This window comes from Xanthomonas codiaei (assembly GCF_002939785.1).
Taxonomy (GTDB): domain Bacteria; phylum Pseudomonadota; class Gammaproteobacteria; order Xanthomonadales; family Xanthomonadaceae; genus Xanthomonas; species Xanthomonas codiaei.
This window is the reverse complement of the sequence record NZ_MDEC01000006.1, coordinates 17,898-35,411: the sequence shown is the minus strand read 5'-3', so window position 1 is coordinate 35,411 and position 17,514 is coordinate 17,898. Positions and strand designations below refer to the sequence as shown.

Genomic DNA, 17,514 nt, shown 5'->3' with positions numbered 1-17,514 from the left:
TCATGAGTACCGCCACTGCCATCACCGAACAGGAGTTCGGCCGCTTCCAGCGCTTCATCTTCGAAGCGGCCGGCATCAGCATTTCCTCGGGCAAGAAGGCCATGCTGTGCGGCCGCCTTGGCAAGCGTCTGCGCGAGCATCAGTTCGACAGCTACACGCAGTACCTGCAGCTGCTGGAAAGCCGCCAGGACCGCGTGGAGATCCAGACCGCGATCGACCTGCTGACCACCAACGAAACCTATTTCTTCCGCGAGCCCAAGCATTTCGATCTGCTGCGCAAACTCGCCGGCGAGCACCGTGGCGGGCTGCCGTTCCGTTGCTGGAGCGCGGCCAGTTCCAGCGGCGAAGAGGCCTACAGCATGGCGATGGTGCTGGACGACAGCTTGCAGGGGCGCCCGTTCGAGGTGGTGGGTACCGACATCAGTACCCGCGTGCTGGCCAAGGCGCGCACCGGGCACTACGCGCTGCAGCGCATCGACGGCATTCCGCAACCGTATCTCAAGCGCTACTGCCTGCGCGGCCAGGGCGAGTACGTCGGCACCTTGCTGGTGGAACGGCGCCTGCGCGAGCGCGTGCAGTTCGTGCATGCCAACCTCAACACCGCGCTGCCGCCGCTGGGCAGCTTCGATGCGATCTTCCTGCGCAATGTCATGATCTATTTCAATGGCCAGACCAAGCGTGAAGTGATCCTGCGCGTGCTGGCCAACCTGAAATCGGGTGGCTATTTCTGCATCGGCCATTCGGAGAGCCTGAGCGAACTCGACATCGATCTGGTCCAGGTGGCACCCTCGATCTTCCGCAAAGCGTGAGCCAAGGATCCGTCGTGCCGACAGCGTTCACCCGACCCGCCGCCACACCTGGCACCAGCACCATCAAGGCGATGGTGGTCGACGATTCGGCGGTGGTGCGCCAGGTATTGGTGGGCGTGCTCAACGATGCGCAGGGCATCGAGGTCATCGCCACCGCCGCCGACCCGTTGCTGGCGATCGAGAAGATGCGCCAGCAGTGGCCGGACGTGATCGTGCTGGATGTGGAAATGCCGCGTATGGACGGCATCACCTTCCTGCGCAAGATCATGAGCGAGCGCCCCACCCCGGTGGTGATCTGCTCCACGCTCACCGAGAAGGGCGCACGCGTGACCATGGATGCGCTGGCCGCCGGTGCAGTGGCGGTGGTGACCAAGCCGCGGCTGGGGCTCAAGCAATTCCTCACCGATTCGGCCGATGAGCTGGTGGCCACGGTGCGCAGCGCCGCACGCGCCAACGTCAAGCGGCTGGCCGCGCGCGTCACCGCAGCGCCGCTGGAAGCCGAGGTCAAGCACACCGCCGATGTGATCCTTCCCGCCCAGAGCGGGCGTGCGCTAGCACAGACCACCGAGCGCATCGTGGCCATCGGCACCTCCACCGGCGGCACCCAGGCGCTGGAAGAAGTGCTCACCGCCTTGCCGCGGGTGTGCCCGGGCATCGTCATCGTGCAGCACATGCCGGAGAAGTTCACCGCGGCCTTCGCCGCGCGCCTCAACGGCCTGTGCCAGATCGCGGTCAAGGAAGCCGCCAACAACGACCGGGTGATGCCCGGCCGCGCATTGATCGCCCCCGGCGGCAAGCACCTGCTGCTGCGGCGCAGCGGCGCGCAGTATTTCGTGGAGGTGATGGAAGGCCCGCCGGTCAACCGGCACCGTCCGTCGGTGGATGTGCTGTTCCGCTCGGCCGCACGCGCGGCCGGCAGCAATGCGCTGGGCATCATCATGACCGGCATGGGCGACGATGGCGCCGCCGGCCTGCTGGAAATGCGCCAGGCCGGCGCACGCACGGTGGCCCAGGACGAACACACCAGCATCGTGTTCGGCATGCCCAAGGAAGCGATCAAGCGCGGCGGCGCCGACCGCATCCTGCCGCTGGGCGCGATGGCGCGCGAGATCGTCACGCAGTTGCAGTAGGCATCGCCCACCGGTCGTGGCGACCGCATTGCCGGCAGTCCGGCAAACATCATCCGGCGCACAGTGCGCAGCCAGCCCGCACTGCACCGGGCCTGGTTGGCGACGCAGTCGGACCGGTACCGGATAACGTGATCGGCGCATCGGTCACGACACGGCGCGCAGGACACCGGCACGGCGCCGTCCGGGCATCGCCAGCGCGGCGGCCCGCTGCCCATGGCACTCGCCAGGCCGCACGCCGGACGGCTGTGTGCGCGGTATCCGTCCTTCCGGGCCATGGAAACCCTTGGTCGCCTGGCCCTAAAGATCCACCGCCGCTGCCGCTATCTTGCTTGAAGACCCAGCATTGCGCGGGTCACCCGATGCGATGGCAAGCGCCGTCCCGGGACAGGAGGTGCAGCATGGCCACACGCGATCTCACCGACAGCCTGTTCATCGATCCGGTCAGCGTCGACACGCTATTCGTCGACCCCGTCATCGACGCAGGTACCCATATCCACTGCGCTGCCACGACAGCGCCGCCGGCTGGCACCACCGAAGAAGAACGTTTCCGGCAGCAGCACCTGCAGCAGACGCTGGCCATGCAGGATCCGCACTCGCAGCCTGGCCTTCATCCGGAATGGGTACAGGCACGCGCCGCCTTGCTTGCGATGGGCCATTGGCAGGGCGATGCATCCAACGCGCCTGAATCGCCTGACAGCTCACCACGCGACCGCCTGCACTGACATTGGCCTGCGCTGCCGACGCGCGCCGCTGGCGTGCGCCGGCAGCCCTCACAGCTGCGAATCCAGCGGCAACCATCCCAGTACCGTGGCCGCACTGCGCCGCCACAGACTGGCAGCCGGCTCGCGTGCCCACACCTGCGGCGGTTGCGCCGCATCGTCGTGCCAACGCAGCTCACCCTGTTCCAGCGTCACCCGATAACTGAGCGGCGCACTCACCTTTTGGCGGTACAGGCGCTCCAGCTCCGCGGTCACGGCGCGGTCCTCGAACAGCAAGCCCATCTCGGTATTGAGGTTCATCGAGCGCGGGTCCAGGTTGAACGAACCGATGAAGCCGCGCGTATCGTCCACCACGAACGCCTTGGTATGCAGGCTGGCGCCGCTGGAACCGAACAGGCTGCCATCGGGCTCGCCCATCGGCTTGAGCTCATGCAGGCGCACGCCCTGCTGCAACAACGGCACGCGGTAGTCGGCATAGCCGCTGTGCACGGCCACCACGTCGTTGGCGGCCAGCGAATTGGTCAGGATGTCGACGCGCACATCGCGCTGGCGCAGCTCGCCGATCCAGCGCATGCCCTCCTCGCCCGGCACGAAATACGGCGAGATCACCTTCAACTCGCGCTGCGCGTGGGCCATCTCGCCGATCAGTATCGGTGTCATCCAGTCCGCCTGCGGCGGCGCGCCGTCGGCCTTTTCCGGCGGATCGGAAACGATGCGTGCGTGGTCAAGCCAGTGCACCGCGCGATCGCCCTGCATCAAGGCCTGCACGCTGGGTGCCTGTTGCAGGCGCTGCACATAGGGCCGCGCCCGCGCGGAGTCCAGCCCGGCATCCAGGCTGCCGCGCAGTGCGTCCAGCGCCTGCGGCTTGGCCGTGACCAATGCGGCCAGCGGCAGCGCGTTGGGGCTGTTCCAGTAGGCGTCGAACACCTGCTCGGCCTGGCCTACCGCCGGCCCCACCACGGCCGCATCCATGTCCATGAAGTTGGTCTCGCGCGCGGCGTCGAAATACTCGTCGCCCACGTTGCGGCCGCCCACCACCGCGATCCGCCCATCGGCAATCCAGGCCTTGTTGTGCATGCGCCGATTGATGCTGACCATGCGCAGCACCATCTCCACCCCACGCATCAGCGTGCCTTCGCGCGCGCGGGTCGGATTGAACAGGCGGATCTCGATCAACGGGTGGCTGTCGAGCGCGGCAAGCACCGAGTCGCTGCCGTGAATATTCATGTCGTCCAGCAGCAACCGCACGCGCACGCCGCGATCGGCCGCGCGCAGCAACTCGTTGTGCAACAGGTTGCCGGTGAAATCGGCGTGCCAGATGTAGTACTGCAGATCCAGGCTGCGCCCGGCCGCACGCGCGGTGAGCGCGCGCACCGCAAAGGCATCGGTGTTGTCCGACACGATCACCACGCCGGTCTGCGCGGCATGCGCCTGCTGCAGCGGCGCCACGACCTTGTCGATGGACGTGGCTACCGCCGTGGCGGGCAATGCATGGCTGACCTGCCCACGCTGGCGGTCGGCAAAACGACCGTAGCCGTAGAGCAACAACGCACTGCCCAGCACGAGCACCAGCATGCCGATGCCGATCCAGTTGAAGATGTTCCGCTTGGTCACCGCCGCCCCCAGGGCCCTGCCAGCGCGGCAGTGTAGAGCTTGGCCACGCAACTCCATGTGCACGGGCGATCGCCCGTGCTGAAACGCGTTTCGGCATTCCTGCCGGGACCGCAGACTGCCGCACGAGTCTCGCCGTCCGGCATGCGCGCCCACCTGTCCACTACCAGGACGACGATCTGGCGCAGCCGAACAGGCCTGGCAAACGGCACGGGTAACGAACGCCAGGATGGCCGCAAGCCAGCATCCGCGTGACGCATGCCCGACACCGTACTGGCCTGTTGGTTTCACGGTCGCGTGTTGGCCATGGTCCAACCGGCCGCGACAGGCTCGGCTGTGCGGCGTGCAGGCCAGACCGCCGGCAACGCGCCTGCTGCACACCGCAGCCGCCAGCGACGCGCACGCCGGAGCGCGCGCGGCGGTTCGAACCGCGGCGCTTACCAGATCGCGACACGCTCCTTGTCGCCGCGCACCATCGCATCGCCCGGCTTGCACTGGAACGCCTTTGCGAACGCAGGCATGTTCGATGGCGCACCATTGGCGCGGAAGTTGGCCGGCGCGTGCGGATCGGTGTTCAAGCGCACTCGCAATTCGCCGTCGGTGAAGTTGCGGCGCCACACCGTGGCCCAGTTCATGAAGAAGCGCTGGTCCTGCGAATAGCCATCGATCTGCCTGTTGGCATCGGGCTGTTCCTTCAGCGCCATCTGCAAGGCATCGTAGGCCACCGTCAAACCACCCAGGTCGCCGATGTTCTCGCCCAGGGTCAGCTTGCCCTTGACGTGCACGCCGGGGATGGCTTCATAGCCGTCGAACTGCGCCACCAGCTGATCGGTGCGCTGGGTGAACAGCTTGCGGTCCGCATCGGTCCACCAGGTGGCGAAATTGCCCTTGGCATCGAACTGGCTGCCGGAGTCGTCGTAGCCATGCATCATCTCGTGCCCGATCACCGCACCGATGCCGCCGTAGTTCAGCGCCGGATCGGCCTTGGGATCGAAGAATGGCGGTTGCAGGATCGCCGCCGGGAACACGATCTCGTTGCGGGTGGCGTTGTAGTACGCGTTCACCGCCTGCGGCGTCATGTGCCACTCGCGCTTGTCCACCGGCTTGCCGATCTTGTCCAGCATGTAGCGGTAGTTGAATGCTTGCGCGGCCTGCATGTTGGCCAGGAATCCATCGCCACGCGTTTCCAGGCCCGACCAGTCACGCCATTGATCCGGGTAGCCGATCTTGGGCGTGAAGCTGGCCCACTTTTCCAGTGCGCGCTGCTTGGTCTGGTCGCTCATCCAGTCCAGTTGTTCCAGCCGCGCCTTGAGCGCATTGGACAGGTTCTGCACCAGCTGCTGCATCTGCTCCTTGGATTCGGCCGGGAATGCGGACTGCACGTAGAGCTGGCCCAGCGCTTCGCCCATCGCCTGGTTGACCGCGTTCAAGGTGCGCTTCCAGCGCGGCAGCATGTCCTGCTGGCCGCGCAGCGTCTTCGCATAGAAATCGAAGTTGGCCTGCTCGAACGGCTTGGCCAGATACGGCGCCGCTTCATCGATGCTGTGGAAACGCAAGTAAGCTTTCCAGGTGTCCACCGGCGTGTCGGCAAGCATCGCATCGAGCTCGGCGAAGTAACCGGGCTGGCTCAGCGAGAACGTCCCGGCCGGCACCTTGAGCGCGCTGAAGAACGCCTGCCAGTCGAAGTGCGGCGTCACCGCGTTGGCGCCGGCCACATCGACCGGGTTGTAGCGCTTGGCCGGGTCGCGCAACTCGATCCGCGACAGCGAGGCGTTGGCCAGCCGCGTCTCGAATGCCATCACCGCCTTGGCCTGCGTGGCCGCCTGCGCGGCGGGAAGGCCCGACAACTCCAGCACGCGCGCGACATAGGCCACGTACTGCTCGCGGATCCTGGCCTGCGCCGGATCGCTGTAATAGCCCTTCTCGGGCAGGCCCAGACCGCCCTGCCCCGCGTAGGCGATCATCTGTTCGGAATTCTTGTAGTCGGCATTGGCACCGAACGAGAACACGAAGCCCTGGCCCTTGGCGTAGCTGTCGCGCAGCCACGCCGCGATGGCCGGCGCATCGGCCAGCGCATCGATGGCCTGCAATTGCGGCTGCAACGGGGCGATGCCGGCCTTGTCGATGGCCGCCTCGTCCGAGCCGGTGCGCCACAGGTCGGCGATCTTGGCATCCACCGAACCGGCCGACAGATTGCCGCGCGCCAACTGCTCCACCAGCGCATGTTGGATGGTCAGCGAGCGCTCGGCCAGCACTTCGAAGCTGCCCCAGCTGCTGCGGTCGGACGGCACCGGGTTGGCCTTGAGCCACTTGGCGTTGACGAAGCCGTTGAGGTCCTGGCACGCGTTGATGGCCGGATCCAGGTCGCCGCTGCCGAACGCCACGATCGGCGCATCCAGCTTGGACACATCCACCCTGGCCGGTGCGGCCTGCGGCGCGGCGGGCGCGGCCTTGGGGGCATCGTCGGAGGCACCACAGGCCGACAGCGCGCCCGCAATGGCCAGCGCAAGCGACAGCGGCGCGAACTTGTTCAACGTCATTGAATTCTCCAAACCATGACCGCGCCTGCGCGGTCGAAAAAAGTCGACAACCGGTCGGGAGCCGCCAGCGAAGATCAGCGCATCAGACCGCGCTCGCTTCTTCGTCGGCTACTCTGCAACCGGCCACACCAAGATCACCGCAGCGGCACCGCAACGCCATGACGTCCGCTACCACGCCTTCGCCAACATCAGTGCAACGACAGGCTGCTGGCACGTCTGCCACTGACGCCGCGACCGCCTGTTTCACCTAATACCTGCATCCCGGCGCAACGCGCGCCATCGCATGCAGTCAACGCTGCGCGTAGAACGGCGCCATCAACAGGTACACCGGGTACGCCAACACCATCAGCACCAGGGCTGCATCATGCCCGGATGTCGCATCGGCCAACGCTTCCATCTGTCGCGTCGGCCCGACGATGCCGAACCCCAGCAGCAGCACGCCCACCGCCCAGATCAGCAGCGCCAGCACCAGCCCGGCGTCGGAGATGTCGCCAGCGGCCACCGCGACGAAGGAAGCGCCGCCTGCCACCAGCACGCCCAGCGTCACCAGGTACGCGCGACAGTAAACAGCGGTCATCTGCTGGGTTTTACGTTTGCCGGACATCGTGTCTCGCCTACATGGCAGCGCGGAGCATGCATCACGCCCACGCACCGCTTCCATTCACTACAGCACGCGGCGCTTTGCAGCGTGCAAAAGACAGGCGCTGCGCACAGCGCACGCAGCGCTTCAACCATGCAGCGGCGCTTACTTGGCCTTGCCCTGGTTGGCAACTGCCTCGGCCGCACGCTTGGCCGCTTCTGGATCGCCGAGATAGCGGTAGCTTTGCACCGTCAGATTGTCGTCCAGTTCGAACAGCAGCGGGATGCCGGTGGGGATGTTGAGCTCCAGGATCTGCTCGTTGGAAACGTCGTTGAGGTACTTGTACAGCGCGCGCAACGAGTTGCCGTGCGCAGTCACCAGCACGGTCTGGCCGGCCTTCAACTGCGGCGCGATGGCGTCGTGCCAGTACGGCAGCACGCGCACCAGCGTGGTCGCCAGCGACTCGGTGCCCGGCAGGGCATTGCGGTCCAGCGTGGCATAGCGGCGGTCGTGGCACGGGTGGCCCGGGTCGGCGACGTCCATCGCCGGGGGCGGGATGTCGTAGGAGCGGCGCCAGATCTTGACCTGCTCCTCGCCGTGCTTGGCCGCGGTCTCGGCCTTGTCCAGGCCTTGCAGCCCACCGTAGTGGCGCTCGTTGAGGCGCCAGCTCTTGGACACCGGCAGCCAGTCCTGGTCGAGTTCCTTCAAGGCGCCCTGCAGCGTATGGATGGCGCGCTTGAGCACCGAGGTATGGGCAACGTCGAACTGCAGGCCCTCGTCCTTCATCAGCTTGCCGGCAGCAGCAGCCTCCTGGCGGCCTTGCTCGGTAAGGTCCACATCCACCCAGCCGGTGAAACGGTTGTCCAGATTCCATTGGCTCTGGCCATGGCGCAGCAGTACGAGTTTGCGGGTCACTACGGTTCTCCGATTGGGGGCCGATCAGCCTGCGATTGTAGCGGCAGCCAGCGCATCGCTGGCGTGCACGAGCTGCCCACGCGCTGCACGCGATGCTGCCGCCATGCCCGACATCGCTCCCGTATTCGCCGGTTGGGACGGCAGTGTCACCCAGGCGCGACAGTTGCAGCGGCAACTGGCACGGCAGGTCGTGCTGCAGGACACCGTTGCCGCAACGCCGCAGTTGCTGGCCGGCTTCGATGTCGGTTTCGAGGACGACGGCCAGACCACGCGCGCGGCCGCCGTGTTGCTGGACGCACAGAGCCTGTTGCCGCTGGAAATGCAGGTGGCACGCGTGGCGACCTCGATGCCGTACGTGCCTGGCCTGCTCAGCTTTCGCGAATTGCCGGCCTTGCTGCAGGCACTGGCGCTGTTGTCGCGCACGCCGGATCTTGTGTTCGTCGACGGCCAGGGCGTCGCCCATCCGCGCGGGCTCGGCATCGCTGCGCACTTCGGCGTGGTGACCGGGCTGCCCAGCATCGGCGTGGCCAAACAACGGCTGGCCGGCACCTTCGTGGAGCCGGGTGCCGACCGCGGCGACCACAGCCCGATCCTGCTGGGCGGCACGCAGATCGGCTGGGCACTGCGCAGCAAGCCGCGCTGCAATCCGTTGATCGTCTCGCCCGGTCACCGTGTCTCCATGCAAGGCGCACTCGACTGGACCTTGCGCACCCTGCGTGCGTATCGCCTGCCGGAACCGACACGCCTTGCAGATCGCCTGGCGTCGCGCCGCGGCGAGATTGCGCTGCCTGCGCAGGCGAGCCTGCTGTAACACGTGCCCTGCGCACGGCCGGCCCATGGCACCTGGCCGGACGCGACCGTGGCGGTCAGAACATTCCGTCTTGGCCAACGCCGCGCGCCGCGCGCAGGTCGCGTGCGAAGCTTTGGCTCCCCTTCCGTCACGAGCCAGCGCCATGACCACCTTGATCGCCCCACGCGTGCACGACATCGGCGGGCTGCAAGTACGGCGCGCGGTGCCTACCCTGCAGGCGCGCAGCGTGGGCCCGTTCGTGTTTGTCGACCATATGGGTCCGGCGGTACTGGAGCCGGAGCACGGCATCGACGTGCGCCCGCACCCGCATATCGGCCTGGCCACGGTCACCTTCCTGTGGGCGGGCGAGATCGGCCACCGCGACACGCTGGGCTCGGATCAGGTGATTCGCCCCGGCGACGTCAACTGGATGACCGCCGGGCGCGGCATCGCCCATTCCGAACGTACGCCCGGCCCCGAGCGCGCGCGCGAACATGCGTTGCATGGCATGCAGACCTGGATCGCGCTGCCTCGCTCGGCCGAGGAAACCGCGCCGGCGTTCCACCATCACCCCGCCGCCAGCCTGCCGCAGCAGCGCCGCGATGGCGTGTGGCTGCGCGTGATCGCCGGCCGCGCCTATGGCGAGGAATCGCCGGTACAGGTGTTCAGCGGCACCCTCAACGTGGCGCTGGACCTGGCGCCGGAGGCGGAGATCGACCTGGACACCGGCCACGCCGAGCGCGCCCTGTACATCCTCGAAGGCGAGGCGCAACTGGATGGCGCCGACGTGCCCGCCCGCCACCTGATCGTGCCCGCCACCGGTGCCCGCGGCCGGCTGCGCGCCAAGACCCCGCTGAAGGCACTGCTGCTCGGCGGCGAGCCGCTGGATGGCCCGCGTCACCTGTGGTGGAACTTCGTCTCCAGCTCCAAGGAACGTATCGAGCAGGCCAAGGACGATTGGCAGGCCGGGCGCTTCGGCCGCATTCCCGGCGACGATCAGGAGTTCATTCCACTGCCGGAAACGCCTGCCCCGAAGCCGGTTGATTACCCCTGAAACCATGCGCGAAATGCGGCGTCCCGCGCGATCGGTCACCAGGTCTCGTTACGGAAGTGCCGCACTGCACAAGGCGTGCCGCGTGCAAGTGCGACAGGGCTTGAGCTTGCTCGCGCAGCTGTGGTAGTGATGCAGGCGTGAGCGGAGCGCGCGTCGTGGACGGCAGCCTTGAAGCGGGGAGCTTGAGGCGCTGCAGCGGCACGGAGTTGGCGTCGTCCCGCATCGTCATCCAATGCCGGGGAACCTTCGATGAAGTCTGCATTCTGCGTTGTCGGCCTGAGTCTGCTGCTGGCCACCGCCACCTCCCACGCCCAGACCGCGCCGGTCTGCCCGCCGCTGCCACCGGCCTCGGGACTGCAGTGGAACGAACTGGCCGGTGCCGATTATCTGGTCTGCAAGGCGGTCAACGCCGAGGGCCGCCAGGTGGTCGGCGTGATGCTGACCACCCGCGACCCCGCCATGGTGCTGGCGCGCGATCGCCGCGCCGAAAAAGGCCAGATCCAGCAGGAGGACTTCTACTGGTACAAGCTCGACCTGGGCGGCCGCGAGATCCCGGGCATGGAATCGCGCCGCGTCACCGTGGTGGAGCTAGGCAAGAAGCGCTATGCGCAGCTGTGGATCGACGGCGCCAACAGCGAGGAACTGACCTCGATGCAATCGCTGGTGCAGACGATGAACCTGCAGCCGGCCAGCCTGGCCTTGCAGCGCTGATACCTTGAGTTCGCGGCCCTGCCTCGCTTCGAGGCAGTGCCGTGCGGGTGCAACCGAGTGAACCAGCGCGGCTGCGCCCTGGCCGGATGCAAGACCAGGCGCTTCGCACCTGCATGCCCCAGGCGAGGCCGGGCCGGCAATCCTACGGCGTGACAGCAGCGGAATCGGCCGCAGCCTGGATCTGTGGCCGGGTCGCAATGCGCACCTCGCCGGTCAGCAGCCGGTGGATGGGGCATTTGTCGGCCACCTCCATCAGGCGTGCGCGCTGACTGTCATCCAGCGCCCCGTCCAGCACGATTTCGCGGCCGATCTCCGTCCCGCCCGCACCGCGCTGGGTGTAGTGCAGATGCACGTGCACGCCTGTCAGCGGCCACTGCTTGCGCGCCGCCACCATCGACACCGTGATCGCCGTGCAGGCGCCCAGGGCGCCCAGCACCTGCGATTCCGGATCCGGCCCGGCATCGGCGCCGCCATTGGCGGGCTGGGCATCACCCAACCAGCGGTGCTGCCCATCGTGGATGGTGACGGTGTACGGCACGCTGCCGGTGCTGACACTGACGGGGCGGTCACTCATGACGTTCTCCTGATCCAAGGGCGGCTGACGACAGCTGCCGCTTTGGGTTGCCCTCGAACTGCATCCCGCAGCGGCTGTGCGCGATCTGTAGCGCGCGTGCTGCAGGACGCGCCTGCCGGTGCACGCGCGACGATGCAGCTTCGCCACTCAAACGCCTCAAAAGCGCCCTTCCTGGAAATCGACGAAGGCCTGCATCAGCTCCTGCTTGGTGTTCATCACGAACGGGCCGTGCCGCATCACCGGCTCGTTGAGTGGGCGTCCGGCCACCAGGATCAGGCGCGCGCCCTCGGCGCCGGCGTGCAGCACCAGGCGCTCGCCACCGCCCAGCACTGCCAGCTCCTGCGCCGGCAGGCTGCGCGCGGCATCGCCCTCGCCCACTACCACCGCGCCCTCGAAGGCATACGCAAAGGCGTTGTGGCCCTCGGGCAGCAGGTAATCCCACCCTGCGCCGGCATCCAGGGCGATGTCCAGATACACCGGGCTGGTCGCCGGTTGCACGATCGGCCCGACCACCTCATCCACCGCGCCGGCAATGACCTTGACCGTCACGCCGGGTGCCGGATGCGCCACCGGGATGCGGTCGGGTGCGTATTCCTGGTACTTGGGGTCGGTCATCTTCTCGCGTGCCGGCAGGTTCACCCACAGCTGGAAACCGCGCATCCGCCCGGATTCCTGCTCGGGCATTTCCGAATGGATCAGGCCGCGCCCGGCGGTCATCCACTGCACGCTGCCCGGCGTCAGCAGGCCCTCGTTGCCGTGGTTGTCCTTGTGCCGCATGCGCCCGTCGAGCATGTAGGTCACCGTCTCGAAGCCGCGATGCGGATGGCTCGGAAAGCCGGCCAGATAGTCCTCGGCCTGTTCGGTGCCGAACTCGTCCAGCATCAGGAACGGATCGAGCTCGGGCAATTGCTGGGTGCCGATCACGCGGGTCAGCTTGACGCCGGCGCCGTCGGAGGTGGGCATGCCGCGGATGGTGCGCAGCACATGCGCCGGTGTGGTGAGGGTGCTCATTGCAGTGTCCCTGTGCAGTGTGTGGAGGTCGACATCATGGGTGCGCATGGCGCAGCGCCCAATCGCGACGGTTGCAACCGATCGTTCCAAACGCCGGCCTGGCCGCAATGGCGCTAGCGCACCTTGCACCCAAACACCCTACGACCAAAGTTTTACCCTGCCGTTCGAGGCTGCCATTGACCGCAGGCGAGCGTGGGGGGACCCTTGGGCGAATCGTTTCCGAGGGGCATGCATGAAAGGGTTCTCGAAGCTGGCCTGGGGCGCGCTGGCGCTGCTGGCCGCGTTCTGCCTGGGCACCGTGGCACTGCGGCGTGGCGAACACATCAATGCGTTATGGATCGTCGTCGCCGCGGTGTCGATCTACCTGATCGCCTACCGCTTCTACAGCCTGTTCATCGCCGACAAGGTGATGCAGCTGGACCCCACCCGCGCCACGCCTGCGGTCGCCAACAACGACGGCCTGGACTACGTCCCCACCAACAAGCATGTGCTGTTCGGCCATCACTTCGCCGCCATCGCCGGTGCCGGACCGCTGGTCGGCCCGGTGCTGGCCGCGCAGATGGGCTACCTGCCCGGGCTGCTGTGGCTGGTGGTGGGCGTGGTGTTTGCCGGCGCGGTGCAGGACTTCGTGGTGCTGTTCCTGTCCAGCCGCCGCAACGGCCGCTCGCTGGGCGATCTGGTGCGCGAAGAGATGGGCCAGGTGCCCGGCACCATCGCCTTGTTCGGCGCGTTCCTGATCATGATCATCATCCTGGCGGTGCTGGCGATGGTGGTGGTCAAGGCCTTGGCCGAAAGCCCGTGGGGCATGTTCACGGTGATCGCCACCATGCCCATTGCGCTCATGATGGGCGTGTACATGCGCTACATCCGCGTCGGCAAGATCGGCGAGATCTCGGTAGTCGGATTGATCCTGCTGCTGGCCGCGATCTGGCTGGGCGGCAAGGTCGCCGCCGACCCCACCTGGGGCCCGGCCTTCACCTTCACCGCCAAGCAGATCACCTGGATGCTGATCGGCTACGGCTTCGTCGCCTCGGTGCTGCCGGTGTGGCTGTTGCTGGCGCCGCGCGATTACCTGTCCACCTTCCTCAAGATCGGCACCATCCTGGCGCTGGCGATCGGCATCCTGGTCGTGATGCCCGACCTGAAAATGCCGGCGCTGACCCAGTTCGCCTCCACTGGCGACGGCCCGGTGTGGAAGGGCGGCATCTTCCCCTTCCTGTTCATCACGATTGCCTGCGGCGCGGTCTCTGGCTTCCACGCACTGATCTCCTCCGGCACCACGCCCAAGCTGCTCGCCAACGAAAGCCATATGCGCTACATCGGCTACGGCGGCATGCTGATGGAATCGTTCGTGGCGATTATGGCGCTGGTGGCCGCCTCGATCATCGAGCCGGGCATCTACTTCGCCATGAACAGCCCGGCCTCGCTGGTCGGCACCGATACGGTGGCGGTGGCCGCCAAGATCAGCGAATGGGGTTTCTCGATCACCCCGCAGGTGCTCGAGACCACCGCACGCGATATCGGCGAGCACAGCATCCTGGCGCGCGCCGGCGGTGCGCCCACGCTGGCGGTGGGAATCGCGCAGATCCTGCACCAGCTGCTGCCGGGCGAAGACACCATGGCGTTCTGGTACCACTTCGCCATCCTGTTCGAAGCCTTGTTCATCCTCACCGCGGTGGATGCCGGTACGCGTGCAGGCCGCTTCATGCTGCAGGACCTGCTGGGCAACTTCATCCCGGCGCTGAAGAAGACCGAATCCTGGGCCGCCAACATCATCGCCACCGCCGGCTGCGTGGCGCTGTGGGGCTACCTGCTCTACACCGGCGTGATCGACCCGTTCGGCGGTATCCAGACCCTGTGGCCGTTGTTCGGCATCTCCAACCAGATGCTGGCCGGGATCGCGTTGATGCTGGGCACCGTGGTGCTGTTCAAGATGAAGCGCGACCGCTACGCCTGGGTCACCATCGTGCCGGCGCTGTGGCTATTGCTGTGCACGACCTACGCCGGGCTGATCAAGATCTTCGACAGCAACCCGGCGCAGGGCTTCCTGGCGCAGGCGCACAAGTTCCAGGCCGCCATCGCCAGCAACACCATCACCGCACCGGCAAAGACCGTGCCGCAGATGCAGCAGATCGTCACCAATGCCTACGTCAACACCGGGCTGACGGTGCTGTTCCTGTTCGTGGTGGGCGCGATCCTGATCTACTCGATCAAGACGATCGTGGTGGCACGCCGCAACCCGCAACGCAGCGACCGCGAAACCCCGTACGTGGCCCTGCAGCCCCACCAGATGGCGGACCTGTAATGGGTACCCAACTCGTCCTGGCCAGCCAGTACCAGGTGCATCGCCGTATCTGGCGGCGCCTGATCCAGACCGCGCGGCTGTGCTGCGGCATTCCCGACTACGACAACTACGTGCGCCACATGCTGGAAAAACATCCCGACAAGCCGGTGATGGATTACCCGGCGTTTTTCCGCGAGCGCCAGGATGCGCGCTACGGTGGCAAGAGCGGGTTCCGCTGTTGTTGATTGGCGATCGATTCACTGGTCGATCGCTTGATCAAGCAGTCGAAAACGCAACAGGGCGCGATGCCAATCGCGCCCTGTTGCGTTGATGGCTTGAGTTTTGAAGCGGCAGATCTGCGACCTGGTTGCAGGGTTCTTGCCTGCCCACCATCGCCGGACACGACGCAAGGCAGAGCGGCTGATCTGCGGCTTTGCGGATAGATCCGCGGCAGAGCAGTGTGTCTGCGACTTCGCTGCAGGGCCCTTGCCCGCCCACCATCACGGGACACGCCGCAAGTACGTCCCTGTAGGCTCTTACGCGGCATCCATGCCGCGTAAGGTCCCGCGACGGTGAGCGGGCAAGGACCTATCGAGATGGCAGGTGTGCATGGTTGCAAGCGGTGCATGAGGTGCGTCTGTCGCATCACAATGCGTCGACCAGCGTCGCACCACTCCATCGCAAGCCGAGGGTAGACGGGCTTTCAGCACGCAACCCACAAACGTCTCGTCTGTCACCCAAGCCAAGCAACACGCTCTCAGGAAAGCAACCGACCAACGTTCTGGTGCGGTGTCCTCGCCGCTTGCGGGACCGTTGGCGGCATGGATGCCGCCACCGAGCCTACAGGGACGTACTTGCGGCGTGTCCCGCAAGCGGTGAGGGCACCGCGCGCTCGACGGACCAAGCCTTTGACGGTCTCCAAGCCACGCTACGACCCGACAGCCCTGTCATTGCAGGTCGATTGGACGGTCTGGCCCAGTCAGTTGCACAACGAGGAGGCGCGATTCCGCCACCATCGACACCGCGCCCAAGACCTTCTGCCGGCAGCTTTCAGCCAGCGCGTTTTTGCGCCAGCTGCCCGAACAACGCAGGCAGCGCGCGCATATCGTCGAACACCGCCAGCACACCGATGCGACGCAAGGTGTCGGCATGGCCCTGCGGAATATGACTGGCGCCGGTAAACCCCAGCACCTGCATGCCGGCCGCCAATGCGGCAGTGGCACCGGTGGGGCTGTCTTCGATCACCAGGCAACGCTCCGGCGCAACGCCCAGGGTGCGTGCGGCCAACAGATAGACGTCCGGGGCCGGCTTGGGCCGCTCCACCATGTCGGCACTGAAGATGTTCCCCGCCGCGCGCGCGGTGAGCCCTACCCGTTCGACCGAGGCGATCACGTTATGGCGGCGGCTGTTGGAGGCCACCGCCAGCGGCAACGGAATCTGCTCCAGTGCGTCGCGCACGCCGGCAATCGGCTGCACCTCGGCCTTGATCAAGGCTTCGCTGCGCGCCTGGATCTGTGCCAACAAGGTCTCCGGCAGCTGTACCGCAAAGTGTTCCTGCACGCGCAGCAACACCTCACGCGTGGTCTGCCCGAACGTCGTGCCGAGCAGATGCTCCAATGCTTCGGCCGGCACGAAGGCCGCCAGCTCCTCGCGCATCACCCGGTCGGCCAGTATCTCGCTGTCGACAAGAACACCATCGCAGTCGCTGATCAGTAGCTCGTAACCCATCGCACCCATCTGCTGGCAAAGCGCCATTATGCCGGCCGCCCTGTGACCGTTGGCTGTGCCGCGGCGCATGCGTGATGCTGTGAGAGATATCGGGCGCCCCCGGGGTGGCTGCACAGCCCGGCAAGCAAGCCGGGCCGTGCACCGACGCTGCAGGCGCAGGTTACGAAATTTTACCGCGCCCGATTCTTGCAACTGGTAGGATCGGCCGCGCCGCGGCGGGACGTGCCGCGGCATCACCAGGAATGCGATCAGGACAAGGAGATTTCGATGCAGACGCGATTCCCTACCCTGCTCGTTCTTGCGACCTCGTTTTTCGCGGTCTCATGCACCGCTTCACCCGGTGCCAAGGAGCAAACCATCATGTCAGCTACGCTCAAGGACCATACCGTCGCCTTTCGCGACCCGGGCCTGACCGATATTGCCGGTGCCATCGCACGTGGCGATGTCGCACGGATCAAGACCCTCGCCCCCACCGTCGATCTCGCCGCACGCGGCGATCAGAACGTGACCCTGCTGGAATGGGCGATCTGGAACGAACAACCCCATGCACTGGATGCGCTGCTCGATGCGGGCGCAGACCCGTCGCTGCCTGGCATGGACCAGGAAACGGTCGTGCACATGGCCGCAATGGCGCAGGACCCGCACTATCTTAAGATCCTGTTGCAGCACAAGGCGCCGATCGACGTGGTCAGCGCGCGCGCCGGCTGGACACCGATATTCCGCGCGGTGCAAAGCAAGCGCGATGCACAGATCGGCCTGCTGCTCGATGCCGGCGCCGATGTGCAGCGCCTCGACCATACCGGCAACAGCCTCTTGCATGTGGCGGCCCAGAGCGGCGCTGCCAGCCCCGTGGTACTGCAACTGCTCGAAGCCGGTGTGGACCCCAGCGTGCGCAATGCGCAACACAAGACCTTCCAGGCGTATTTCTTCACCACGCCGGATCGCCTGCTCAATGCAGCTGGCCAACAGGTCAGATCGGACGTGCGCGCATGGTTGAGCGCACACGACATTCCCGTGGAAAGCAGCCGCTAAGCGCGCTTTCCGTACGACGAACGCAA

16 protein-coding genes are annotated in these 17,514 nt (G+C 66.4%); 9 read left to right on the top strand and 7 right to left on the bottom strand.

All coding sequences use genetic code 11. The features are described 5' to 3' along the window. Positions 1 to 2: 2 nt before the first annotated feature. The 3 genes from XcodCFBP4690_RS05990 (at position 3) to XcodCFBP4690_RS05980 (ending at position 2,661) form a co-directional block, all read left to right on the top strand. Positions 3 to 809, top strand: coding sequence for a CheR family methyltransferase (locus XcodCFBP4690_RS05990; protein WP_104540092.1), 807 nt, complete (start codon positions 3 to 5; stop codon positions 807 to 809). Further along, a complete protein-coding gene (locus tag XcodCFBP4690_RS05985; protein WP_208622702.1) occupies positions 806 to 1,939 on the top strand; it encodes a protein-glutamate methylesterase/protein-glutamine glutaminase in 1,134 nt (377 codons plus the stop codon). The genes XcodCFBP4690_RS05990 and XcodCFBP4690_RS05985 overlap by 4 nt, the downstream gene beginning before the upstream one ends. 398 nt (positions 1,940 to 2,337) lie before the next feature. After that, on the top strand, positions 2,338 to 2,661 hold the full coding sequence (locus XcodCFBP4690_RS05980; protein ID WP_104540090.1) for a hypothetical protein: 324 nt from the start codon (positions 2,338 to 2,340) through the stop codon (positions 2,659 to 2,661). Positions 2,662 to 2,709: 48 nt separating this feature from the next. Here XcodCFBP4690_RS05980 and XcodCFBP4690_RS05975 read toward each other — a convergent pair whose 3' ends face one another. The 4 genes from XcodCFBP4690_RS05975 to gpmA all read right to left on the bottom strand — a co-directional run bounded on the left by XcodCFBP4690_RS05975 (position 2,710) and on the right by gpmA (position 8,304). Beyond that, on the bottom strand, positions 2,710 to 4,272 hold the full coding sequence (locus XcodCFBP4690_RS05975; protein ID WP_104540089.1) for a phospholipase D family protein: 1,563 nt from the start codon (positions 4,270 to 4,272) through the stop codon (positions 2,710 to 2,712). Between the two features lie 434 nt (positions 4,273 to 4,706). Further along, a complete protein-coding gene (locus XcodCFBP4690_RS05970) occupies positions 4,707 to 6,809 on the bottom strand; it encodes a M13 family metallopeptidase (RefSeq protein ID WP_104540088.1) in 2,103 nt (700 codons plus the stop codon). A 289-nt stretch (positions 6,810 to 7,098) separates the two neighbouring features. Then, on the bottom strand, positions 7,099 to 7,413 hold the full coding sequence (locus XcodCFBP4690_RS05965; RefSeq protein WP_104540087.1) for a hypothetical protein: 315 nt from the start codon (positions 7,411 to 7,413) through the stop codon (positions 7,099 to 7,101). 141 nt (positions 7,414 to 7,554) lie between these two features. Then, on the bottom strand, positions 7,555 to 8,304 hold the full coding sequence (gpmA, locus tag XcodCFBP4690_RS05960; RefSeq protein ID WP_104540086.1) for a 2,3-diphosphoglycerate-dependent phosphoglycerate mutase: 750 nt from the start codon (positions 8,302 to 8,304) through the stop codon (positions 7,555 to 7,557). Between the two features lie 103 nt (positions 8,305 to 8,407). Between gpmA and nfi the strand changes: the two genes are divergently transcribed. From nfi to XcodCFBP4690_RS05945, 3 genes are all read left to right on the top strand, one after another. Beyond that, entirely contained in the window at positions 8,408 to 9,115 is a 708-nt protein-coding gene (nfi, locus tag XcodCFBP4690_RS05955) for a deoxyribonuclease V (RefSeq protein ID WP_104540085.1), read from the top strand. Positions 9,116 to 9,257: 142 nt separating this feature from the next. Continuing rightward, positions 9,258 to 10,148 carry a pirin family protein gene (locus XcodCFBP4690_RS05950; protein WP_104540084.1) on the top strand — a complete coding sequence of 297 codons (891 nt, stop codon included), beginning with the start codon at positions 9,258 to 9,260 and terminating at the stop codon, positions 10,146 to 10,148. Between the two features lie 249 nt (positions 10,149 to 10,397). Then, positions 10,398 to 10,859 carry a hypothetical protein gene (locus XcodCFBP4690_RS05945; RefSeq protein ID WP_104540083.1) on the top strand — a complete coding sequence of 154 codons (462 nt, stop codon included), beginning with the start codon at positions 10,398 to 10,400 and terminating at the stop codon, positions 10,857 to 10,859. Between the two features lie 142 nt (positions 10,860 to 11,001). Here the strand turns inward: XcodCFBP4690_RS05945 and XcodCFBP4690_RS05940 are convergent, their stop codons facing one another. After that, positions 11,002 to 11,433 carry an OsmC family protein gene (locus XcodCFBP4690_RS05940; RefSeq protein ID WP_104540082.1) on the bottom strand — a complete coding sequence of 144 codons (432 nt, stop codon included), beginning with the start codon at positions 11,431 to 11,433 and terminating at the stop codon, positions 11,002 to 11,004. Positions 11,434 to 11,589: 156 nt separating this feature from the next. Beyond that, positions 11,590 to 12,444 carry a pirin family protein gene (locus XcodCFBP4690_RS05935; protein ID WP_104540081.1) on the bottom strand — a complete coding sequence of 285 codons (855 nt, stop codon included), beginning with the start codon at positions 12,442 to 12,444 and terminating at the stop codon, positions 11,590 to 11,592. Positions 12,445 to 12,676: 232 nt separating this feature from the next. On the opposite strand from XcodCFBP4690_RS05935, the gene XcodCFBP4690_RS05930 reads away from it, so the two are divergent. Together XcodCFBP4690_RS05930 and XcodCFBP4690_RS05925 are read left to right on the top strand one after the other, a co-directional pair. Beyond that, complete coding sequence (locus XcodCFBP4690_RS05930) at positions 12,677 to 14,749, top strand: carbon starvation CstA family protein (RefSeq protein WP_104540080.1); 2,073 nt, start codon at positions 12,677 to 12,679, stop codon at positions 14,747 to 14,749. Beyond that, entirely contained in the window at positions 14,749 to 14,973 is a 225-nt protein-coding gene (locus tag XcodCFBP4690_RS05925) for a YbdD/YjiX family protein (protein WP_005926176.1), read from the top strand. Before XcodCFBP4690_RS05930 ends, XcodCFBP4690_RS05925 begins: the two co-directional genes overlap by 1 nt. An 805-nt stretch (positions 14,974 to 15,778) precedes the next feature. Here XcodCFBP4690_RS05925 and XcodCFBP4690_RS05910 read toward each other — a convergent pair. Further along, positions 15,779 to 16,483, bottom strand: a complete 705-nt coding sequence (locus tag XcodCFBP4690_RS05910) for an HAD family hydrolase (RefSeq protein WP_167394492.1) — start codon at positions 16,481 to 16,483, stop codon at positions 15,779 to 15,781. 195 nt (positions 16,484 to 16,678) lie between these two features. Between XcodCFBP4690_RS05910 and XcodCFBP4690_RS05905 the strand changes: the two genes are divergently transcribed. Next, complete coding sequence (locus XcodCFBP4690_RS05905; protein ID WP_208622701.1) at positions 16,679 to 17,488, top strand: ankyrin repeat domain-containing protein; 810 nt, start codon at positions 16,679 to 16,681, stop codon at positions 17,486 to 17,488. Positions 17,489 to 17,514: the final 26 nt, after the last annotated feature.